We start from the raw sequence: 21,030 nt of genomic DNA, 5'->3' as shown, positions 1-21,030 counted from the left end.
GAGGATGACCGCACCTTCCGACTCTGCCCTGTTCTCTCTGCCCAAGGCCGAGCTGCACCTCCACATCGAGGGAACGCTCGAGCCCGACCTCGTCTTCGAGCTGGCGGGCAAGAACGGCGTCTCGCTGCCGTATTCCTCGGTGGAGGAGCTGGCGGCGCAGTACGACTTCGCCGATCTGCAGTCGTTCCTCACCCTCTACTACGCGACGATGGATGTGCTCCGCACCGAGAGCGACTTCGCCGAGCTCACCCGCCGCTACCTGACCACGGCGGCGAGCCAGGGTCTCCGCCACGTCGAGCTGTTCTTCGACCCGCAGGCGCACACCGCCCGCGGCATCAGGATCGAGACGGTCATCGACGGCATCTCCACCGCGCTGGAGCAGGCGGAGCGCGACCTCGGCATCACGGGCGGCATCATCCTGAGCTTCCTCCGCGACGAACCGGTGGAGGCGGCGGACACGATTCTGAACGCCGGGCTCAGCCGCCGCGAGCTCCTGCTCGGCGTCGGCCTGGACTCGGCGGAGGTCGGCTATCCGCCGTCGCTGTTCCAGGACGTCTTCGCCAAGGCACGGGACGAGGGCCTGCACGTCGTCGCGCACGCGGGCGAGGAGGGGCCTGCGTCGTACATCCGCGAGGCGCTGGACCTGCTCGGCGCCGAGCGCATCGACCACGGCATCCGCGCCGTCGAAGACCCCGAACTCGTCGTCCGCCTCGCCGAGGAGCGCATCGCCCTGACGATGTGCCCGCTCTCCAACCTGCGGCTCCGCACGATCGACACGCTTGACGACCATCCGCTGCTCCGACTGGACGCGGCGGGCGTGCGCGTGACGATCAACTCGGACGACCCCGCATACTTCGGCGGCTATGTCGGCGACAACTTCACCGCCGTCCGGGATGCGCTCGGCGTCACGGCCGAGCAGGCGGAACGTTTCGCGCGCACCTCCATCGAGGCGTCGTTCGCCTCCGACGCCCGAAAGAAGGAGCTGCTCTCGGAGGTCGATGCCTGGCGCGGCTGACGCCACAGCGATACAGTGAGCGCGTTGCATCCCCGGGGGTGATGACGATGGCGCGCACCAGGCCGACCGTAGGACGCACCCCTCTGCCCGGCGCTGCACAGCCCCGCGCTCCCGTGCGCGGCACGCCCTTACTCAGTGCCGAGGGCGCGGCCATCGTCGCGGGCGGCGGCACGTTCGTGCTGGTGGTCGTCATCGCGCTCCCGGTGTTCTGGGGCGCCAGCCTGCCCATCGCCGGTCCAGGCTCGCTCGGCCAGTTCGTGGCCATCGCGGCAGGGGTCATCGGCGTGCTGGTCTACATCGCTGGTCGGCTGTGGCCGCGAGACGGTTTCCGACCGTTCCGGACAGCGGCGGGAACGGATGGCCGCGCACAGCACGTCTCCCCCGTCGACGTGTTCGATACCATCGCCATCGCGGTCGCGCACGGGGTGGTCGCGCTTCTCGGCTGGCTCGCGCTCGGCGCCGTGCTCGCGAACGGATTCCAGGACGCGACGGTCTACTTCCTGTCCGCTGCCGCCCTCGCCGCCGTCGCCTGCGCTGTCACGGCGTACGTCGTGTTCCTGTCGTCCGTGCAGATGGACCTCATGCGCCTGTCGACGGTGCTCGCCGCGTTCGTCATCGTCGGCATCCTCACGTCGATGCTCAGCGCGCCGGACCCGCACTGGTGGATGCTCCACCTCAGCGCCCTCGGCATGTCCAGCAGCGTGTCGTCGCTGTCGTTCAACCTGACCCTGATCGTCGCCGGGGTGATCGTCACGGCGCTCGCACGCTACGCGACGGATGTGCGCCGCCTCGCGCCGGAATCAACCGGCACAGCGACTGGTCAGGACGGAGCCCGCCGGAGACGCTGGGCGCTCCTCCGGGTGCGGGTGGCCCTCATCCTGATCGGGGTGCTCCTCGCCGGCGTTGGGGTCTTCCCGCTCAACGTCTCCGCTGTGCTGCACAACGTCTCTGCCGTCGGGATGGTGCTGACCTTCTCCCTCGTCGTGTTCTGGGTGCGTGCGGCGCTCCCGCAGGCTCCGGCGTCGTTCTTCATCCTCGGCTACGTGTTCTTCGCCACCATCGTGGTGATGCTGCTGTTCTACGTTGTCGGCTACTACGTGCTCACGGCGACGGAGCTGGTCGCTGGCGTCGTCGTGTTCAGCTGGCTGATCGTGTATCTGCGGGTCAGCGGCGCTGCGACCCCTGCTCCCGCGACCCCTGCTCCCGCGACAACTCCTACCGGCCCCGCGACTCCTGCCGGGTGAGGGCAGCGTCCAGCACGATGGCGGCGCGGATCAGCGCCAGGTGCGTGAACGCCTGCGGGAAGTTGCCGAGCTGGCGGCCGGCTGGATCGATCTCTTCGGCGAACAGGCCGACATGGTTGCCGTATGTCAGCATCTTCTCGAACGCGTACTGCGCCTCCTCGACCCTGTCGGCGTCGGCCAGGGCGATCACGTAGAAGAACGAGCACAGCGAGAAGGTCCCCTCCTCGCCCGGCAGGCCGTCCGGCGATGCTGCGGGGTTGTAGCGGTACACGAGACTGTCCGTCACCAGCTCCTCGCCGATCGCGTCCAGCGTGGACAGCCACATCGGGTCGTGCGGCGAGATCATCCCCACCAGCGGCATCAACAGGGTGATCGCATCCACGACGTCGGTGCCAGGGTATTGCACGAACGCCTGACGGTCCGCGTTCCAGCAGCGCGTGAACACCTGCTCGTAGATGGCGTCGCGAGCCTGGATCCAGACGTCGAGCGGCGCGGGGAGGCCGCGCTCTCTCGCGATGGTGATCGCCCTGTCGAAGGCGACCCAGCACATGATCCGCCCGTAGGTGAAGTCCTTGCGCCCTCCCCTGGTCTCCCAGACACCCTCGTCCGGCTGATCCCAGTTCTCGACCAGCCAGTCCAGGACGGCGCGCAGCTTGCTCCAGCCCGGATGCCCGATCCTGCGGTACTGGTTCGTCACGAACAGGGCGTCCAGGGCTTCGCCGTAGATGTCGAGCTGGGGCTGATCGGCAGCACCGTTGCCGACGTTGACGGGACGTGACCCCGCGTAGCCCTCGAACCCGTCGAGTTCCAGCTCCTCCAGATCGCTCGACCCGTCGATCCGGTACATGATCTTCAGCGGGCCTGACGCCTCGCCTGCCTGCTCGGCCACGCGGTCGGCGACCCACAGCGAGAACGCGATGGCTTCCTCCGTGTATCCGAGCGCCAGCAGCGAGTGCACGGAGAACGAGCCGTCCCTGATCCAGGTGTACCGGTAGTCCCAGTTGCGCACGCCGCCGAGCTGCTCCGGCAGTGCGGCCGTCGGAGCCGCGACGAGTCCGCCGCTCGGGGCGTACTGGAGCAGCTTCAGGACCATCGCCGACCGCTCGACCGACTCGCGCCACCTGCCGGTGTACGTGCCGATGCTCAGCCAGTCCCGCCAGAACGTGACGGTCTGCCGGAACAGCTCCTGCCCGCGGTCGACGGTGAGGCCGTGGCCTTCCGCCTCCGGAGCGGTGTGGAACGCGAACAGCCGCAGGTCTCCCGCCGACATCGTGACGTCCAGCACTGCATCCCCGTCGTCGAGCTCCGTCACCTGCTCGTCGTCGTGCACGCCGGACAGCGCGGCGCCGGACAGCCCGTCGTCGAAGCGCACCCATCCTCCTGCCCGCGATGCGGTGTGGGGGCGGCGTCCGAAGTCGAACCGCGGGCGGCATTCCAGCCGGAACGTCAGCTCTCCCCGCACCAGCCGCACGCCGCGCAGGATGCGCCGCTCCTCCGTCGCAACGGTCGGATCGTCTGCGACGGGCATGAAGTCGATGACCTCGCCCACCCCGGACGCACTCATGAACCGGGTGATCAGCACCGCCGTCTGCGGGAAGTACATCTGTTTGACCCGCACGTCGTCGCCCAGGGCGTGGATGCGGAAGAAGCCGCCTTTCTCCCTGTCCAGCAGCGACGCGAACACCGCCGGCGAGTCGAATCGCGGAGCGCAGAACCAGTCGATCGTCCCGTCCGTGCAGACGAGTGCCACGGATTGCAGGTCGCCGATCAGCCCGTGCTCTGCGATATCGGGGAATTCTTGTCTCGGTGTCTCCATCATGGGAGCCCTCCTCGGACGATGGCGCCCACTATAGACCCGCGTGTGCGCCGACAGCCAGCACAAGGGTTATCCTCGCGGCCGTCTGGGACTATGATCCGGTGCCAGCGGAAAGCCCACCTTTCCGGCAGGAGGTCGTCATGACCGCATCCTTCACGGCCTCATCCCACGCCGGGGTCCGCCGGCTCATCGCTCCGCTCGCTCTCGCGCAATTCATCTGCAGCTTCGCCGGCTCGAACATGAACGTGATGATCAACGACATCTCGCGCGATCTCGGCACGACCGTGCAGGGAGTGCAGGTGAGCATCACCCTGTTCCTGCTGACCATGGCCGCGCTGATGATCCCGGCGGGAAAACTGACCGACAAGATCGGCCGCAAGCGCTGCTTCACCCTCGGGCTCATCGTCTACGGCGTCGGCGCGCTGGTGAGCGCGGTGGCACCAGGACTCTGGGCGCTCATCATCGGCAACAGCCTGCTGGAGGGCGTCGGCACCGCGCTCCTCATCCCGCCCGTCTACATCCTCACCACGCTCTACCTCTCCGACATCCCGACACGCGCGTGGGCGTTCGGCGTGATCAGTGGGCTCGGCGGCCTGGGGGCGGCGGCGGGGCCGCTGATCGGCGGCCTGATCACCACCGTGATCAGCTGGCGCGCCGCGTTCCTGTTCCAGGCGCTGATCATCGTCGTCATCCTGCTGCTGAGCAGGCGGCTCACCGATCCGGTCCCGGCCGATCCGCGCCGCCCGTTCGACGTCGTCGGAGCCGTGCTCTCCGCGCTCGGCCTGTTCGCCGTCGTGCTCGGCATCCTCGCCGCGGACAACAGCGTGCCTCTCATGATCGTGCTCATCGGGGCGGGGATCGTGATCCTGGTCCTGTTCTTCTGGTGGGTGCGGCGCCGCGAGCACGCAGGCAAGGAGGCGCTGCTCTCCACCGCACTGTTCCGCAACCGGCTCTCGAACATCGCGCTCATCACCCAGAACGTGCAGTGGATCGTGCTGATGGGCACGTCGTTCACCGTCTCCGCCTACCTGCAGGTGGTGCGCGGGCACAGCGCCATCGCCACAGGGGTGATCTTCACGGCCGCGACGGTCGGGCTGCTGCTGACCTCGCTGATCGCCGGGCGGCTCGCCACCCGGTTCTCGCAGCGCGCACTCATCCTGACCGGCTTCGTCCTGTGCGTACCGGGGATCGTGCTCCTGATCTGGCTCGTCGCCGGCAGCAGCACGGACTGGTCGTTCGTCCCAGGGCTGTTCCTCATCGGCGCCGGCCTCGGCCTGATGCTGACGCCGTCGGTCAACGTCGTCCAGTCGGCCTTCCCGGAGAAGGCGCAGGGCGAGATCTCCGGGCTCTCCCGCAGCGTATCGAACCTGGGCTCGACGCTCGGTACCGCTGTGGCAGGCACCATCCTGATCGCCAACGTCGCTGCGGGCTCCGCAGCGTACGGGTCGGCGATGACCGTGCTGGCGATCCTCGGGCTCGGCGGCCTGGTCGCCGCCCTGTTCCTGCCGAGGGACGCGACCGGCGCGCATCCCCGTGAGCCGCGCGCGGCGGGGGCGACATGACGACGACCGATGCCCTCCGCCAGGCCAGGGTCGACTTCATCACGGAGGAGTCGGTCTACGGCACCGTGCTCGTCAACGGGATGATCGTGGCCGCCGGCGCTCACGGCGCCAGTTCGATGTCGGTCTTCGTGTCCGTGATCACGACCGTCGTCGTCTTCTGGGCGGCGCACGTGTATTCGGGGACAATCGCGGGCCACGGCGTCGACATGGGCAAACGCGCCCCCCTGTCCGTTTCGCTCAACCGGTCGCTGCGCCGCTCGGTGGGCTTCCTCACCTCCGCGATCCCGCCGTCCGTCGTCCTCCTGCTCGGCGCCCTCCGGATCGTCGACGACACGGTCGCCCTCTGGGTGGCGCTCTGGCTGGGGGTGGCGATCCTGGCCGTCCTCGGCTTCACCGTCTTTGCGCTCCGCGGCGATTCTTGGCCGATCAGGATCCTCGGCGCCGTCTGCACCGCACTGTTCGGGGTCGCCATGATCATCCTCAAAGCGATCATCCACTGACCGCGCTCGACCACGGACGACGGTGATCCATCGGCGCCGGGAGGGACCAGGCGTACGATCCGGCTATGACCATGCAGGAGGAAGGCACCGCGGGCGACGAGGCCGACGCGGGCGAACAGGGTCCGACAGGTGGCGCGGAGCTCACCACCCCGGACGGCCGCACCGTCCGGTACTTCGACACCGGCGCACCCACCACGGGCGGCACGGTGCTCTGGCATCACGGCACACCGCAGACGGGCGCGATCATCCCACCGATCGCGGCGGCGGCGGATGCCGCAGGGCTGCGCGTCGTCTCTGTGGCGCGCCCTGGGTATCCGGGTTCTACGGAGAACCCGGGTCGCACCATCGCCTCCGCGGCCGCGGACGCCCTCCTGGTGCTGGATGCGCTCGGGATCGACACGTTCGTGACCGCCGGGGCATCGGGCGGCGGCCCGCACGCGCTCGCCTGCGCCGCCATCGCTCCGGACAGGGTCACAGCCGTCGCCACGATCGCCTCGCTGGCGCCCCGCTGGGACACCGATGACTGGTTCGACGGCATGGCCTCCCCCGAGGCGCTGCTCACCGCCATCATGGGCAGGGATGCGCGCCTCCACCACGCCGAGCGCGCCGAGTTCGACGAGTCCTCCTTCACCGACCGCGACTGGGCGGCGCTCTCCGGCGCCTGGGGCCCGCTCGGCGCCGACGCGCAGGCCGGCTCCGCCTCAGGGCCGGCGGGCGAGTCGGACGACGACGTGGCGTACGTCACGCCCTGGGGCATCGACCTCGCGGCCGTCACGGCGCCGACCTTGCTCGTGCACGGCGGCGCCGACCGCGTCGTGCCTGTTGCGCACGCACACGCCCTGCTGGATCGCATCCCGAACGCCGACCTGCTGCTGCGCCAGCGCGACGGCCACGTCTCCGCGCTGGCCGCACTGCCGCTCGCACTGGTCTGGCTGCGCGACCCCGCGTGACGGCCGCCGGATCGCGTCGTGCGAAAGGCGCGGCAGCGCCTGCTGGCCCGCACCTTTCGCACGACCCGTGGCCGGCTAGCGCCGGTCGGGGTTCGCGCGGTATCGCGAGCGGCGGACGAAGAGGCCGACCAGGATGGCCGCGATCGCCGCGATGACCAGCGCGACGGGCACGGTCGAGCCCGTCCAGGCCAGGCCGTCGCCGCCCGGCCCGTGCGGCGGGGTCGTGCCTGCCTGGGCATCGCCGGGATCGGCCGAGCCCGTCGCCGACGGAATCACCGGATCAGTCGGAGACGGCGTCCCGGAGGGTGCCGGCGTCTGCGTCGGGTTCGGGGTCTCCGTCGGTGTCTGGGTCGGCGTCGGCGTCTGGGTCGGATTCGGTGTCTGGGTCGGATTCGGCGTCTGGGTCGGATTCGGCGTCTGGGTCGGAGTGGGCGTCGGTGTCGGCGTCGTCACCGCGACCGGGGCGAGCCGGAACGTCGTCACGACCGCGCGGTGGTTGCTCGTCCAGGCGTTGCCCGCGACGTTCCTCGCCGATGGCCAGCCCGCGACCAGCGTGTTGGAGCCGACCACCGTCAGGTCGGCGCCGGCGGAGTAGACGTAGTCGATGCGGTCCTGCGGCTCGGCCGTCCCCGACGCGGGGTCGGTCGCCACCAGGGGTGACCACGAGTTGCCGGCGGCGGTCGTCGGGTCTGGATGGGCGGCGCGGTAGCTGTCGGTCAGTCCGGCCTTCGTCAGAGCGGCGGGCACCGGCCAGGTCACGGAGCCGACGCCGCAGTGCGCAGCGGCGGTCGCGGTGGTCCAGTCCTCGCCCGATGGCGACTCCAGGTCGGCGAGGAGGATCACCGGCGTCGCGCCAGCGCGCTTCGCGTCCGCGCCGACCGCCGTCGCGAGCGCCACGGACTGGTCGTACCTCGCCGTCTCCTTCTCCGCGTCGATCAGCGCAGCCTGGTCTGTCACGCCGCCCTGGCAGGCAGCGTGCGGGCCGTATGCGTCGCTGTCGAGCCCTGCGCTCCACAGGCGCACGTCCCGCCCGAGCACGTCGGCCGTCGCCCAGACGGCCGGAAGAGTGGTGCCCGCCGCCGTCGATCGCAGCCCTGCGCCGGCATCCAGAGGGTATGCGGAGACGATGCCCACCCCTCCGTCCCCTTCGACGGAGTGCCAGCCGAGCGCACGGGCGAGCCTCGCCGCCGCCGTCCCGTCGTCTTGCTGCACGCCGATCACGTCCAGCCCGTTGGATGCGATCACCGCCAGCTCCTTGAACGTCGCGTCGTTCACGTGACTGCCCGCATCCCACAGGTTCCAGGTCGCCGCGGCGAGCTGCGGTTCTTCGTCGGCGGCGAGGACAGGGACCTCGACCTCGATGCGCGACGTGGTGGCGCCGTCTGTCGCCTGCACGGTGATGGTCGCGGGGTCGGCCGGCGCCGTCGCCGGGGCCGTGCCGGTGACCGTGCCGTCCGCTCCGACGCTCAGCCAGTCGTCGCCGGAGACCTTGCTGTACGCGGTCACGGCGTCGCCGTTCCAGAGGCCGCCGACCGGCTGCGCGACCGCGCCGCCCACCCGCACCTGAGGCGCGCGGAAGGTGTCGCTCACGAACCCGCGGGCGATGGTCGCTCCTGTGTCGGACGGCTCGGTGCTCGGCTGCGTCGCGGTGTACTCGTTCAGCACTTGCGCGGCGCTGATCGGCGCGTCGTAGAAGTCGAAGTCGTCGATGGCGGCGTTGACGAAGCCGTCGCCGGTGTCCGCGCCGGATCCCTCGGCACCGACCCGGAACGGGTTGCCGCTGACCAGGGAGAACGCGCTGGTCAGCCCCGTGCTCCGCGCCGTCTCCTGCCCGTCCAGGTAGGTGGTCATGGTGCCGGCGGTCCTGTCCGCCACCACGGCGACCTGGTGCCAGGCGCCGATCACAGAGCTGCCGCTGACGTTCGCGAGGTAGTTCTGCGTGGTCGACGTGCCGTTCCTGCCGAAGCAGGCGCGCAGGATTCCTGGCTGTCCGGCCGTGTTGTACAGCGTCGTGCCCTTGTTGTAGCAGTGCGTGAAGTCCTGATTGGACACGATGGGCGAGTCGGAGCTGGTCTCCGACTCGTTCATCCAGAAGACGTAGGAGAAGCTGGACGAGGCGTCCGTCCTGCCCGCGATCAGCGGCAGAGAGAAGAAGTTGACCCCCTGCTGACTCCCTGCAGGCGAGTTGACGTACGCGGCCTTCCCCGCGATTCCTGCCGCATACGACGGCGTGCCGGACCACGCGCCTGCGTTGCCGCTGCCAGAGCTGTCCGACACTGCGCTCCCCGTGTCCCCGTCGAAGTCGTACGAGACGATCGGGGCGACCGTGTCCCCCTGCGCGCGGTAGCGGTTCCAGACCGCGTACAGTGTCACGGTCGCTCCGGCCTGGGTCGCGAGATCGCTGACCGTCTGCCCGTCGGTGTACACGACGGCCCCGGATGCGCTGGTCGCCCAGCCACGGAACTGGTAGCCCGCTCTGCTGAAGCCGTTCGCGGTCAGCGCCGCCGCCTGACCAGAGGTCAGGGTCTGCGACGCCGTCGCCCCTCCGCCTGCGCCGTTGCCGTCGAACGCCACCGTGTACGCGACGACGGTCGGCTTGCTGGCCGCGTAGTCCGCCGCCACCTGGCTGCCGGGGATCGCCGCTGCGAAGAAGTTGAAGTCGTCGATCGAGGCGTTGATGTAGCCGTCCCCCGTGTCGTCCTCGCTGCCGCTGAGACCGCCGATGTTGAACGCGAGCCCGCTGGCGAACGCCGTCGCCGCCGTGATCGACCCGGCCGGCGCCGTCGCCTTCTGCACGCCGTCGACGTAGAACGTCCCGGTGTTCGCCGCGCGGTCGACCACGACGGCGACGTGGTGCCAGGTGTTCAGGATGCTGCTGGAGATGCCGTGCACATACTCCTTGGTGCCGCCCGCGGTCTTCCCCCAGCACGCCTCCAGCACCCCGGCCGTCGCCTGGTTGTACAGGGTCAGTCCTGCGTTGTTGCATGTCGCGAAGTCCTGGTTGCTGACGATCGGGCCGTAGCTGGTCCGCGACTGCTCGGAGACCCAGAACTCGTAGGAGAAGCTGGAGGACGCATCCGTCTTGCCTGCGACGAGCGGCAGCTTGACGTAGTTGACGCCGCCGCTGACCACGGCCGCGCTGCCGGAGACACCGCCGACGTACGCCGGTGTCCCCTTCCACGCGGCGTCGTTCCCGTTGCCGGACGAGTCGGCGACCGTCGCTCCTGCGTCGCCGTCGAAGGTGTACGACGCGACAGGCGTGATGGCGTCGTGCGGGTCGAACGCCGGGCTCGCGCTCGCTGCGTACGACGCGCCGACCACGGCGACCGCGCCGACCACGGCCACGGCCAGCGCGGCGGCGGCGGCGATGATGCGGTGCGCTCGCGTGCGCGGGGAGAGACGACGGAGGAGACGCTGCACGGTCATGGGTGTCTTTCGGGGTCTGGGCGAACGGGGTCTGGACGAACGGGGGCTGGGCGAACGAGTGCTCGGCTGATCGGAACGGAGCTGACGGGACCCGAGGCCGCTCAGGCGCTGAGCTGGGCGACCCGTCCGGCGTAGCGGTGCTGCCACCCGCTTCCGGTGTCGGCCGTGATGATCACGTCGTAGTAGCCGTCCGTGGTCGGCCAGGTCACCTTCTCGGCCTTTCCGGGGTGCACCCACACGCTGCGCGTCCCTCCGGCGAAGTCGTTGGCGGCGAGGCCGTAATGCACGGCCTCCAGCCCGTCGTTGTGCAGCGCGATGCCGAGCACAGGCTCGCCGCCGGTGACCAGGTCGACGTCCACCCGAGGGACGCCGGCGTTGTCCTGCCCGGCCGGCAGAACCGTGCCGGCGTGCGAGCGCACGAAGCCGTCTGGGCCGTAGACCGTGAAGGCGTAGCGGCCGTCGTGCGCCGCCGCATCCCAGCTGTACGCCGCCGGCGCTGTCGCGGACACGGTGTGCGGCGTGTTCGTGAACGGCAGGTACTTGTCGGGGAACGCCTGCAGGCTCACCGTCTTGCCCGCCGGTCCTCCGGCGAGGCTGAGGCGCGCGGTCACCGTACCGGTCTCCCTGTCCTCCTCGAACGTGCCGTGCGGGTGGAACGAGAGCGGGCGGGGACGGAGCGTTCCGCCTTCCCACTTGTCTGCTGGCAGAACCTGCGTGCTGATGATGCCTCCGGCGCGGGCGATCTGCACCAGTGCTTCCGTGTCGGGCAGCGAGGGGATGTCCACCACCGGATGCGCGAAGTCCAGCGCGCTCGTCAGGTCGCCGCTGATGCCGCGCCGCCAGTCCGTGATGGTCGTGCTGAGCGCCGGGGTGCCGAGCGCTGTCGTCCAGGTCTCGAGGAACTGCAGGATCGAGGTGTGGTCGAAGGTCTCGCTGTTCACCCAGCCGCCTCTGGTCCACGGCGACACCAGGATGGCCGGCACGCGAGCGCCGTAGCCGATGGGCGTGCTGCCCGAGTACTCGCCGGGGGTGCCTGGTTCGGCGTACGGCGGCAGGACGTGGTCGTAGTACCCGTCGTTCTCGTCGAACGTCATGATCAGCAGCGTGCTCTTCCACAGCTCTGGGTTGCTCTGCAGCGTCTGCAGCACCCGGTTGCTGAAGTGCGCGCCGTGCTCGGGGTTGGCCGACGGATGCTCTGTCCAGCCGTACGGTGCGACGATCCACGACACCTGCGGCAGGGGATGCGCCGCGCCAGGCTGGCAGGCGGCGATGAAGTCGCCGAGCACGGCGTTGAGGTTGGCGTCGCTGTCGTTGTTCGGGGCGCCGGTCGGCGCGTACGGGGCCGAGCCCGCCCGCCAGACCAGCCCGGTCCCCTGTGCGTTCTTGACCGCATCCACCCGGTTGGCTGCGTCGGTGGCGGTCGAGCCTGAGGTGGTGAACGTCGCGAAGCCGCGGATCGGGTTGTCGGTGTAGTCGCCGACCCAGCTGCTGCCGTTGTTGCTGTTGTCGACGTAGATGCGCCAGGAGACGCCCGCCTTCTGCAGCGCCTCCGGGTAGGTCTGCCAGGCGCGCGTGCCGTTCGACTCCGCGCCGTTGTCCGTGACCCCGTTGGAGGTGCCCGTCCAGTGGTAGAGCCGGTTCGGGGTGGTCGGGCCCATGACGGAGCAGTGCCAGGCGTCGCAGATCGTGTACGCGCTGGCGAGCGACCACTGCCACGGAATCTCCTCGCCGGTGACGTACTGCATCGTCGCCGGTCCCTTCGCGCCGATCCAGTTGTTGTAGCGGCCGTTCGACCAGGCGCCGAGGCCACCGGAGTACGAGTGATCGAGTCCCGTCGTGGTGCCGGCGACGGTGGTCACCCTGCTCGGCTTGACGAACGACGAGCCGTTCGGCTGCGAGAACACGTCCGTGCCGTTCTGGAACCGCAGGGCCTGCTTGTCGCTGAAGCCACGCACCCCGGGAAGCGCCCCGTAGTAGTGGTCGAACGCGCGGTTCTCCTGGATGAGCACCACGACGTGCTTCAGGTCGCTGATGTCACCGGCGAACCCCTCGGGGAGCACATACCGTGCTGCCGTCTCGCGCTGGCTCCCTGATGCGGCCTGACCGGCGAAGGCCGCCCCCGTCGTCCCGCCGAGCACGGCTGCCCCTCCGAGCAGGCCGAGCGCTTTGAGCATCCCACGCCTGGACAGCCCGGACCGCAGGATCTCCGGCGGAACGGTCTCCGCGCGCTGGTAAGGGTCCGGGATGAAGTCTTCCGGCTCGCTGGACATTGGTCTCCTCGTGTTGGTTCGTTCACAGCCGCGGACAGCCGACCAAACCGAAGGAAACCCGCGGTGAACGCAGGACGACCAATCACGCGGGATGCGGTTCTCCAGCGGAATCGGCGCGCCGAGTGTTCACACTGGGCGCGTGAGGGCCCTGGTGCTCTCCCCCGCGTTCACGTCGAACGCGATCGTCCCCGCCCGGTAGCGGTCGACCCCGAGCTCGACCACCCGGCCGTCCCTCGTCGCCGTCGACCTGGTCACCTGCAGCAGCGGACTGGACCTGCGCACGCCGAGGAGCCCGGCATCCTGGGTCGACGCTGCGACCGCCTCGATCCTGTGACGGCCAGAGGTCACCGTGATCCCCTCCGCGGCGAGCGCCGCCGTGGTCGATGCCACGTCGTCCGGCATCCCATCGACCACGTCCGCGACCCACGGCGCCCACGCCGACCGCTCGACCATGACCACCAGCCCGTCCAGCGTTCGCACCCGCGTGAAGCTCAGGATGCGCTCCCCCGGCCGCACCCCGAGCCCCTGCGCCTCCGCCACGCCCGCCGCCCGGCGCTCCCTGGACGAGATCATTCCCCCTGCGGCGCGACCACCCGCCTCCGCCCACTGCGCGAACGACAGCATCCGGTCGAACTCCTGCGCGTGATGCCGCGCGTGAACGACCCACCCGTCCCTCGGACGCGAGTGCACGAGCGACAGCCTGGCCAGCTTCGCCATCGCCCCGCGCACCAGGCTGCGGGTCACGCGGTACTCCTCCGCCAGCGCCGCCTCGCTCGGCAACCGCATCCCCGCCACGAACTCTCCTGAGTGGATGCGCCGCCGCAGGTCGACGGCGAGATCCTGCGATCGCGCGACGGGGCCGGGAACCTGCTGCTGCTGCACCACCCCAGGAGGATATGGCGGGCAGGCGGCCGGGAGGTGGCTGGGTGCTTAACGGGAGGGCGCGCCGGTGCGCAGCGGCGTCGGTGCGCAGCGGCGTCGCCGCCGGTGTCAGCGGATCGGCCGCACCGTCAGCGTCTGCTCCGCCCGCCCTACCGGCCCGCGTTCGTCGTGGAGCTCGGTGCTGGTGAGGCCCTGGCCGGTCGGCCCGAAGGTCACGGTCGTATCGAGCCCGACCCAGCGGCCGGTGGGTTGGGAGTGCAGGTGGATGGTGAGGTCGAGGTTGGGGAACATCCACTCGTTCGGCGACTGCCGCACGGCGACCCCGTTGGCCGTGTCGACCAGGGCGATGAAGGACGCGTGGTGGCTGGCTTGCTCGCCGCCGACGATGTCGAGCTCCGTGCGCAGCCACGCCGTCGCGCGCCCTGGGCGGGGCGCTTCGAGCGCTCGCATCTCGAGCGACGCGACGTAGCCGCCCGGCCAGGTGTCCGCGATCGAGAACCGGTGACGCTCATCCGGGACGGCGAGCGTCGCCGTCTCCCCTCCGGCGATCGCCCTGGTGTCGCTGTCGATCGTGTACCAGCCGCGGGCGAGCACGACCGGCCTGCCCGCGATGACGACGGTCGCCTGCACCAGCTCGATCGTGCGGCCTGGGCGCACCGTCTCCACCTCGACCTCGCACACCTCGGCGGCGAGTAACCCGAGAATGTCGAAGCTGAGCCGCGCGAGCGACATCGACGGATCGTCGCCACGCGCCGCGCGGTGCAGGTCCATCGCGTGCGCGACGAGGCCGCCGAGCGGGCTGAAATGGATCTCCGCGTCGTTCCACGCTCCCCCTGCATCGTGCAGCGGGCGGAAACGGGTGGCGTCGAGGCGTTCGAAGTAAGAGCTCATCGTTCCACCATTGTGGTCACAGGAACGAGAAAAGGCCGCCCATTCCTGGCGGCCTTTTCGACTCGAACAACGCGTGACAGCGACCAATGGTGGAGATGGGGGGAATTGAACCCCCGTCCACTGCTGTGGTCATGTGCCTTCTACGGGTGTAGCCAGTGATGTCGTTCTACTCGGCTCCGGAATTCGCCACTGGCACCTAAACCGACGAGCCCAGCATCAGTGTGAGTCCCTCCGCGCCCTGATACTCAACGTGGAAGCAAGCTCTCTAAATGACGCCAGAATCCGGGTAGAGAGCTATTCCCGGCTTGACGGTCTCATAAGTTGCTTTAGAAGAACTTACGCCGCGAGGGCGAAGTCTGCCTTGGCAGAGACAGTGCTCTTTGAATTGGCACTTATTGTTTGCATGCATCGTTTACGAGATAAGCATGCATCCTCGACCCGCTTCTCACACTCTCGCAGACAATGTCGAAACCGATCATCCCCGTGCGCAGCCGGTGAGGCTGGGTCGCTGTCACGCGCTGTTGAGTTGTCCAGATACTGTTCTCACCGCTTGCGGCGAGCTTCTCATCTTACAACATCCGAAACCCTCGTTCTATGCCACGATCGGAGGATGGCCGACACGATCATCACCGTCCAGGGCGAGTACGAACTGCACCAGCCGGCGGAGCGCGGCACCGTCCGCCTCACCGTCGCATACGACGGCAAGGGCAGGGATGAAGTCCTCGCCCGCACCACGCAGCGTCACGTCTCCCTCACCAGCGAGCTGCGCGACATCCACAACCCGCAGTCGGGGCCTGTCACCTGGTGGGCGTCCGACCAGCTGCGCGTGTGGGGCGAACGACCGTGGAATCAGGACGGCAAGCAGTTGCCGATCGTCTACCACGCGCAGGTGGGCATCGAGGCGAAGTTCAGCGACCTCGGCGCGCTGTCGGACTGGGTCGGCGTGGTCTCTCTGCTCGACGGCGTCACGGTATCGGGCGTCACCTGGGCGCTGACAGAGGCGCGCAAGCAGTCGCTGGTGCAGGAGGCGCGTCGCAGGGCGGTCGAGAACGCCGTCGCGAAGGCGACCGTCTACGCCACCAGCCTCGGGCTCGGCTCCGTCAAGCCGCTCGCGCTCAGCGACCCCGGGATGCTCGGCGACCACACCTCATCGCCGCAGACGCAACAACCGATGTTCGCCAGAGCGGCGTCGAACGACCACGCGGGAGGAACGCTGGCGCTGAAGCCGGAGGACATCACCATCGCCGTCCAGGTGCACGCGCGCTTCGCCGCATCCTGAGCCGAGCGCGCCGGTCGAGCCCGCCGTGCGCCCTCGCCGTATCAGCCAGCGTCGACCAGCACAGACCGCAGCTTGGCGAGCTCCAGGTCGTCGAAGCCACCGTCCCGCAGGTACGCATGGACGCCGCCACGCTCACGGTCGATCAGGTCGAGCGCCGACTCCAGCGCCTCCGGCGGGCTGCCGCCCATGATCACGCGCAGATCGGGCGTCACCTCGACGCCGTGGCTCTGCACCAGCTTCAGCATCCCCTCGAGCCACGGCCCGGCCAGGTTCGCCTGCGTGCGCGCGTAGTCGTCGACCACAGTCTGCCGGTCGACGCCGACGGCGAGCAGCGCGAGGGCGATCACGATACCCGTGCGATCCTTGCCCGCCGTGCAGTGCACGACGACGCCCTCATCGCCCGTGTCGGCGATCTCGCGCAGGGCGGTGATCACCACATCCCTGTGCTGCAGCACGATCTTGGCGTACAGGTCGGCGAGGGTGGCGCCGATCGTCGACTGGGAGGCGCCGGAGCCCTCGAACACCGGAAGGGCAAGCACTTCGACGTCGAGACCGTCCAGGTCGTCCGGCAGCGCACGCTTCTCGAAGTCGTCGCGCAGGTCGATGATGATCCGCACCCCGAGTTCGCGCAGTTCGTTCTTGCCGGGCTCGCCCAGCGAGTGCAGGCCGTCCGACCGGAAGAGCTTGCCGGAGCGGATGGTGCCGCCGTCCGCCCGGTATCCGCCGACATCGCGGAAGTTGTACGTGCCATTGACCGGGATGCGCTGCTCGATCGAACTCATGCGTTCATCCTGCCACGCGCCGCCGGCACGGCAGCAGTGCCGCTACTCCCCGAGGTGCTTCCTGCTCGACATCGCCCTGTCCGCCTCGCGCTTGTCCTGACGCTCGCGCAGCGCCTGGCGCTTGTCGTACTCGCGCTTGCCCTTCGCGACGGCGATCTCGACCTTCGCGCGTCCGTCGCTGAAGTAGATCTGCAGCGGGACGATCGTGTACCCGCCCTCTTTGACCTTGTTGTGGATCTTGAGGATCTGCGCCTTGTGCAGCAGCAGCTTGCGCTTGCGCCGCGGGGCGTGGTTGTTCCAGGTGCCGTCCGCGTACTCCGGGATGTGCACGGCGTCGAGCCACGCCTCCCCGCCGTCGACGAACGCGTAGCCGTCGACGAGGGATGCGCGACCAGCCCTCAACGACTTCACCTCGGTTCCCGTCAAGACCAGTCCGGCCTCGTAGGTGTCTTCGATGGTGTAGTCGTGGCGGGCTTTGCGATTGGTGGCCACCACCTTCTGGCCACGTTCCCTGGGCACAGCTCACTCCTGACGCGTTCGATCGGATGCCGCCCCGCGAACGCAGGGCAGCCATCCAGTGTATAGCGAACTAGACCTTCAGATAGCGACTGATAGCGAAGTTGGCCGAAGCGGCCGCCAGGACGACGCCGATCAGCAGCAGCAGGGGCGCGACGACGAGCGCATCCGTGTCCCCGACGAAGTTGATCGATTGGATGCGATCCGAGAGGTAGCCGCGCACGAAGAAGTGCACGATCGCATACACCGCCCCCGCCGCCATGATCGAGCCGATCAGTGCCGCGAACACGCCCTCCAGGATGAACGGGGTCTGGATGAACCGGTTGGATGCGCCCACCAGCCGCATGATGCCGAGCTCCCGTCTTCGCGAGAACGCCGACAAGCGGATGGTCGTCGCGATCAGCAGCGCCGCCGCGACGAGCATCAGGGCCGCGATCCCGATGGCGGTGAAACTGGCAGCGCGGAGGATCGAGAAGATCTGGTCGAGGTAGCTGCGCTGGTCGACGACGCTCTGCACGCCGGCAGCACCGGACAGCGTCTCGGTCAGCACTGCCGAGTTGCTCGGGTCTTTGAGGTTGACCCAGAACGTCTGCGGGATCATCTCCGGCGTGACGAAGTCGGCGATCGAGTTGCCCTTGAACTGCTGCTTGAACTGCTCGTAGCCCTGCTTCTGATCCTGGAAGTAGAACTTCTGGATGTACGGCGAGAGCTCCGGCGACTCCAGCTGCTTCTTCACCGCGGCGATGGTCTGGTCGTTCGCCGCGCCTCCGACACAGTTGTCGGTCTCCGTGCACATGTACACGGCTACCTGCGCGCGGTCGTACCAGTACGTCTTCATCTGGTTGATCTGCATCTGCAGCAGCACGGCGGTGCCGACGAACGTCAGCGAGATGAAGGTGACGAGGATGACGGAAACCACCATCGACACGTTGCGGCGCAGCCCGTTGGCTGCCTCGGACCAGATCAGGCCGAATCTCATTTGGTCGGCCCCACGTTCTGCTCTCCGTCGCGGTCGCTGTCGTCTCGCAGACCCCGGAGGTCGAGGTTCGCGGTGAAGTTGAGGTGGTCGGGCAGGTCCTCGCTCGCGGGCGGCGGAGGCGGGGGCGCCTGCGTCACCGGTTGCGCGGCTGTCGCGAACTGCACGGGCGCCGGGTAGTGCGACGGCTGCTGTGCAGGCTCGGGTGCCGAGGCGGCGGGCGCTGCGGCCGGTGGAGCAGGCTGCTGCTGCACCGACTCCGGATGCGCTGGGCCGGGCTGCTGCACCGGCGCCGGCTGCTGCGACTCACCAGGGGCAGGTCGCGTCTGCTGCGGCGCGGCCTGAACGGGCACAGGAACACTCACCGGTCCAGCCGGATCGGAGGTCGGAACCTGCGGCCTGGTCATCGGCTGCTGCTGCTCGTACGCCGCCTGCTGCGGCGCGTATGCGGGCTGTTGCTGCTGCGCGTAGACCGGCTGCTGCGCCGGGGCAGAAGCCTGCTGCGCATCCACCGGGGCCGGCGCTGCCTGCAGTGTCGGGACGGCGGCGGTGACGCCGTACCCTCCGTGGCGCTCGTCGCGGATGATCTGCCCGTTGACGAGCTCGATCACGCGGCGCTTCATCTGGTCGACGATCGCCGCTTCGTGCGTGGCCATGAGCACCGTGGTGCCCCCGGCGTTGATGCGGTCGAGCACCGCCATGATGCCGGCGCTGGTCGCCGGGTCGAGATTTCCCGTCGGCTCGTCCGCCAGCAGCACCTGCGGCTTGTTCACCACGGCACGGGCGATGGCGACGCGCTGCTGCTCACCACCGGACAGCTCGTGCGGAAGGCGCTGCGCCTTGCCGTCGAGGCCGACCATCTTCAGCACGTCGGGGACGGCCTCCTGGATGAAGCCGCGCGACTTGCCGATCACCTGCAGCGTGAACGCCACGTTCTCGAAGACGGTCTTGTTGGGCAGGAGCCGGAAGTCCTGGAACACCACGCCGATGTTGCGGCGGAAGTACGGGACCTTGCGCGACGAGATGGTGCCCAGGTCCTGCCCGAGCACATGGATCTTCCCCGTGGTGGGCTTCTCCTCTTTGAGGATGAGCCGCAGGCAGCTCGACTTGCCCGAGCCGGACGCACCGACGAGGAAGACGAACTCCCCGCGCAGCACTTCGAGGTTGATGGCGTTGAGTGCCGGGCGCGAGGTGCCCGAGTACTGCTTGGAGACGTGTTCGAACCGGATCATGACTTCTAGAGACTAAGCAACCCTGCGCCGATCCGCAGTAGCGACATACCAATACGCGGCAAGCCTGGACGCGGCCCGAACGCCAGCCGTCAGCGCGCTATCCGGCGAATCGGAACGTGTTCGTGTCGCGGCGCACGAAGCCGACGGACTCGTACAGCCGGATCGCCGCCACCCTCGACGGACGCGAGGTGAGGTCGAGAGTGCGGATGCCGAGCTCGGCCGAGCGGGCGATCATCGCCTCAAGCAGACTGCGGGCCACGCCGCGGCCTCGGGTGCTCTCATCGACCACCACGTCGTCGATGTGTCCGCGAACGCCGGTCGGGATCGCGTATGTCACGAGGGTGGCCATGCCGACGATCGCGCCGTCGAGCCGCGCCACGAACAGCGTCGCCGCCTCGCTCGCGACGACCCGCTCCAGGAGCGCCCTGTCGAAGGTCGCGCTGGACGAGAGCTGCGGGAGCAAGCCGACGACCGCATCCACCAGCTCGTCGTCGACCGCTGCTGCGACCTCGACCACCGCGGACGGCTGCGCGCTCACGCGTCCGCCTTGGCGCCTGCCCGCCAGCGGATGCCGGCGGCGATGAAGCCGTCCAGGTCGCCGTCGAACACGTTGGTGGGGTTGTTGACCTCGTAGTCCGTCCTCAGGTCTTTGACCATCTGGTACGGCGCGAGCACGTAGCTGCGCATCTGGTCGCCCCAGCTCGCCGTGATGTTTCCGGCGAGCTCCTTCTTCGCAGCGGCCTCCGCCTCGCGTTGCAGGAGGAGCAACCGGCTCTGCAGCACGCGCATGGCGGCCGCGCGGTTCTGGATCTGGCTCTTCTCGTTCTGCATCGACACCACGGTTCCCGTCGGGAGGTGGGTGATGCGCACGGCGGAGTCCGTGGTGTTGACCGACTGGCCACCGGGGCCGGAGGAGCGGAAGACGTCGACGCGGATGTCGTTGTCCGGGATGTCGATCGACTCGGTCTCCTCGATCAGCGGGATGACCTCGACGGCGGCGAACGACGTCTGGCGCTTGCCTGCGGAGTTGAACGGGCTCATCCGTACCAGGCGGTGGGTGCCTGCCTCGACGGAGAGCGTTCCGAACGCGTACGGGGCGTCGACCTCGATGGTCGCCGACTTGATCCCTGCCTCTTCCGCGTAGCTGGTGTCCATGACCTTGACCGGGTACTTGTGCTGCTCTGCCCAGCGGAGGTACATGCGCAGCAGCATCTCGGCGAAGTCGGCGGCGTCGACGCCACCGGCACCGGCGCGGATCGTCACGACGGCAGGACGCGGGTCGTACTCGCCGTTCAGCAGGGTCTGCACCTCGAGCTCGCCGAGGCTCTTCTGCAGCGACTCCAGCTCGGCCTTCGCCTCCGCCGCTGTCGCTTCGTCTCCTTCGCCGTCGTTGGCCATCTCCACGAGCACTTCGAGGTCGTCGAGGCGACGCTCGATCGTGGTGATGCGGGCGAGCTCCGACTGGCGGTGGCTGAGCGCGCTGGTGACCTTCTGGGCGTTCTCGGTGTCGTCCCAGAGATCGGGAGCGCCCGCCTGCTCGCTGAGGGCGGCGATCTCGGCGGTGAGAGCGTCCACGTTGACCACGGAGCGGATGTCGGCGAACGTCGAGCGCAGTTCGGCGATCTGCTGGGAAAGATCGATTTCAATCATGTCGCCTTCCAGACTACCGGGCGAGGTCAGGCTGCCGGA

General features: G+C 69.0%; 17 protein-coding genes and 1 other RNA gene. 6 read left to right on the top strand and 12 right to left on the bottom strand.

Going from position 1 to position 21,030, the window contains the following annotated elements:
• Positions 1–4 precede the first annotated feature (4 nt).
• Together ACIRCZ_RS01845 and ACIRCZ_RS01840 are read left to right on the top strand one after the other, a co-directional pair.
• Positions 5–1,015, top strand: coding sequence for an adenosine deaminase (locus ACIRCZ_RS01845; protein WP_402849020.1), 1,011 nt, complete (start codon positions 5–7; stop codon positions 1,013–1,015).
• Positions 1,016–1,062: 47 nt separating this feature from the next.
• A complete protein-coding gene (locus ACIRCZ_RS01840; protein WP_402849017.1) occupies positions 1,063–2,259 on the top strand; it encodes a hypothetical protein in 1,197 nt (398 codons plus the stop codon).
• On the opposite strand, the gene ACIRCZ_RS01835 is transcribed toward ACIRCZ_RS01840, so the two are convergent.
• Positions 2,231–4,078, bottom strand: coding sequence for a glycoside hydrolase family 15 protein (locus tag ACIRCZ_RS01835; RefSeq protein WP_402849014.1), 1,848 nt, complete (start codon positions 4,076–4,078; stop codon positions 2,231–2,233). The two genes, ACIRCZ_RS01840 and ACIRCZ_RS01835, sit on opposite strands and share 29 nt — an antisense overlap.
• A gap of 137 nt (positions 4,079–4,215) precedes the next feature.
• Here ACIRCZ_RS01835 and ACIRCZ_RS01830 point away from each other — a divergent pair, with 137 nt between their 5' ends.
• The 3 genes from ACIRCZ_RS01830 to ACIRCZ_RS01820 all read left to right on the top strand — a co-directional run bounded on the left by ACIRCZ_RS01830 (position 4,216) and on the right by ACIRCZ_RS01820 (position 7,087).
• Positions 4,216–5,637 carry an MFS transporter gene (locus tag ACIRCZ_RS01830; RefSeq protein ID WP_055892662.1) on the top strand — a complete coding sequence of 474 codons (1,422 nt, stop codon included), beginning with the start codon at positions 4,216–4,218 and terminating at the stop codon, positions 5,635–5,637.
• Positions 5,634–6,137, top strand: coding sequence for a hypothetical protein (locus ACIRCZ_RS01825; RefSeq protein WP_402849010.1), 504 nt, complete (start codon positions 5,634–5,636; stop codon positions 6,135–6,137). The genes ACIRCZ_RS01830 and ACIRCZ_RS01825 overlap by 4 nt, the downstream gene beginning before the upstream one ends.
• Positions 6,138–6,202: 65 nt before the next feature.
• Positions 6,203–7,087: an alpha/beta fold hydrolase gene (locus tag ACIRCZ_RS01820; protein ID WP_235500401.1), complete on the top strand. Its 885-nt coding sequence runs from the start codon at positions 6,203–6,205 to the stop codon at positions 7,085–7,087.
• 75 nt (positions 7,088–7,162) lie between these two features.
• Here the strand turns inward: ACIRCZ_RS01820 and ACIRCZ_RS01815 are convergent, their stop codons facing one another.
• The 5 genes from ACIRCZ_RS01815 to ssrA form a co-directional block, all read right to left on the bottom strand.
• Positions 7,163–10,513, bottom strand: coding sequence for a LamG-like jellyroll fold domain-containing protein (locus ACIRCZ_RS01815; RefSeq protein WP_402849006.1), 3,351 nt, complete (start codon positions 10,511–10,513; stop codon positions 7,163–7,165).
• Positions 10,514–10,614: 101 nt separating this feature from the next.
• Positions 10,615–12,783: an alkaline phosphatase family protein gene (locus tag ACIRCZ_RS01810; protein ID WP_402849003.1), complete on the bottom strand. Its 2,169-nt coding sequence runs from the start codon at positions 12,781–12,783 to the stop codon at positions 10,615–10,617.
• A gap of 126 nt (positions 12,784–12,909) precedes the next feature.
• Entirely contained in the window at positions 12,910–13,668 is a 759-nt protein-coding gene (locus tag ACIRCZ_RS01805) for a GntR family transcriptional regulator (RefSeq protein ID WP_402849000.1), read from the bottom strand.
• A 105-nt stretch (positions 13,669–13,773) separates the two neighbouring features.
• Positions 13,774–14,556 (bottom strand): thioesterase family protein, encoded by a 783-nt coding sequence (locus ACIRCZ_RS01800; RefSeq protein WP_402848997.1) that lies wholly within the window; start codon positions 14,554–14,556, stop codon positions 13,774–13,776.
• A gap of 87 nt (positions 14,557–14,643) precedes the next feature.
• Positions 14,644–15,039: a transfer-messenger RNA gene (ssrA, locus tag ACIRCZ_RS01795) on the bottom strand.
• Positions 15,040–15,166: 127 nt separating this feature from the next.
• Here ssrA and ACIRCZ_RS01790 point away from each other — a divergent pair.
• Complete coding sequence (locus ACIRCZ_RS01790; RefSeq protein ID WP_402848994.1) at positions 15,167–15,835, top strand: SIMPL domain-containing protein; 669 nt, start codon at positions 15,167–15,169, stop codon at positions 15,833–15,835.
• Positions 15,836–15,876: 41 nt separating this feature from the next.
• Here the strand turns inward: ACIRCZ_RS01790 and ACIRCZ_RS01785 are convergent, their stop codons facing one another.
• The 6 genes from ACIRCZ_RS01785 to prfB form a co-directional block, all read right to left on the bottom strand.
• The gene (locus ACIRCZ_RS01785) at positions 15,877–16,617 is read right to left on the bottom strand and encodes a tyrosine-protein phosphatase (RefSeq protein ID WP_055892647.1); all 741 of its coding nucleotides are present in this window, start codon (positions 16,615–16,617) and stop codon (positions 15,877–15,879) included.
• 42 nt (positions 16,618–16,659) lie between these two features.
• Positions 16,660–17,136, bottom strand: coding sequence for an SsrA-binding protein SmpB (gene smpB / locus ACIRCZ_RS01780; RefSeq protein WP_055892644.1), 477 nt, complete (start codon positions 17,134–17,136; stop codon positions 16,660–16,662).
• A gap of 70 nt (positions 17,137–17,206) precedes the next feature.
• The gene (gene ftsX, locus ACIRCZ_RS01775) at positions 17,207–18,112 is read right to left on the bottom strand and encodes a permease-like cell division protein FtsX (RefSeq protein WP_055892641.1); all 906 of its coding nucleotides are present in this window, start codon (positions 18,110–18,112) and stop codon (positions 17,207–17,209) included.
• Entirely contained in the window at positions 18,109–19,341 is a 1,233-nt protein-coding gene (ftsE, locus tag ACIRCZ_RS01770; protein ID WP_402848988.1) for a cell division ATP-binding protein FtsE, read from the bottom strand. The genes ftsX and ftsE overlap by 4 nt, the downstream gene beginning before the upstream one ends.
• 97 nt (positions 19,342–19,438) lie before the next feature.
• Entirely contained in the window at positions 19,439–19,879 is a 441-nt protein-coding gene (locus ACIRCZ_RS01765) for a GNAT family N-acetyltransferase (RefSeq protein WP_402848985.1), read from the bottom strand.
• Positions 19,876–20,991 (bottom strand): peptide chain release factor 2, encoded by a 1,116-nt coding sequence (prfB, locus tag ACIRCZ_RS01760; protein ID WP_055892633.1) that lies wholly within the window; start codon positions 20,989–20,991, stop codon positions 19,876–19,878. The genes ACIRCZ_RS01765 and prfB overlap by 4 nt, the downstream gene beginning before the upstream one ends.
• Between the last annotated feature and the right edge of the window lie 39 nt (positions 20,992–21,030).

Origin of the sequence: Leifsonia sp. NPDC102414, assembly GCF_044765685.1 — a bacterium.
Lineage (GTDB): Bacteria > Actinomycetota > Actinomycetes > Actinomycetales > Microbacteriaceae > Leifsonia.
The sequence above is the reverse complement of the archived record's forward strand: the minus strand, read 5'-3'. Positions and strand labels throughout refer to the sequence as shown.

Bases quoted from the DNA above. Each gene is read 5' to 3' on its own strand.
- ACIRCZ_RS01800 (WP_402848997.1), bottom strand. From the start codon at position 14,556: ATGAGCTCTTACTTCGAACGCCTCGACGCCACCCGTTTCCGCCCGCTG.
- ACIRCZ_RS01815 (WP_402849006.1), bottom strand. From the start codon at position 10,513: ATGACCGTGCAGCGTCTCCTCCGTCGTCTCTCCCCGCGCACGCGAGCG.
- ACIRCZ_RS01820 (WP_235500401.1), top strand. From the start codon at position 6,203: ATGACCATGCAGGAGGAAGGCACCGCGGGCGACGAGGCCGACGCGGGC.
- ACIRCZ_RS01785 (WP_055892647.1), bottom strand. From the start codon at position 16,617: ATGAGTTCGATCGAGCAGCGCATCCCGGTCAATGGCACGTACAACTTC.
- ftsX (WP_055892641.1), bottom strand. From the start codon at position 18,112: ATGAGATTCGGCCTGATCTGGTCCGAGGCAGCCAACGGGCTGCGCCGC.
- ACIRCZ_RS01840 (WP_402849017.1), top strand. From the start codon at position 1,063: ATGGCGCGCACCAGGCCGACCGTAGGACGCACCCCTCTGCCCGGCGCT.
- ftsE (WP_402848988.1), bottom strand. From the start codon at position 19,341: ATGATCCGGTTCGAACACGTCTCCAAGCAGTACTCGGGCACCTCGCGC.
- ACIRCZ_RS01790 (WP_402848994.1), top strand. From the start codon at position 15,167: ATGGCCGACACGATCATCACCGTCCAGGGCGAGTACGAACTGCACCAG.
- ACIRCZ_RS01835 (WP_402849014.1), bottom strand. From the start codon at position 4,078: ATGATGGAGACACCGAGACAAGAATTCCCCGATATCGCAGAGCACGGG.
- ACIRCZ_RS01845 (WP_402849020.1), top strand. From the start codon at position 5: ATGACCGCACCTTCCGACTCTGCCCTGTTCTCTCTGCCCAAGGCCGAG.
- prfB (WP_055892633.1), bottom strand. From the start codon at position 20,991: ATGATTGAAATCGATCTTTCCCAGCAGATCGCCGAACTGCGCTCGACG.
- ACIRCZ_RS01810 (WP_402849003.1), bottom strand. From the start codon at position 12,783: ATGTCCAGCGAGCCGGAAGACTTCATCCCGGACCCTTACCAGCGCGCG.
- ACIRCZ_RS01825 (WP_402849010.1), top strand. From the start codon at position 5,634: ATGACGACGACCGATGCCCTCCGCCAGGCCAGGGTCGACTTCATCACG.
- ACIRCZ_RS01830 (WP_055892662.1), top strand. From the start codon at position 4,216: ATGACCGCATCCTTCACGGCCTCATCCCACGCCGGGGTCCGCCGGCTC.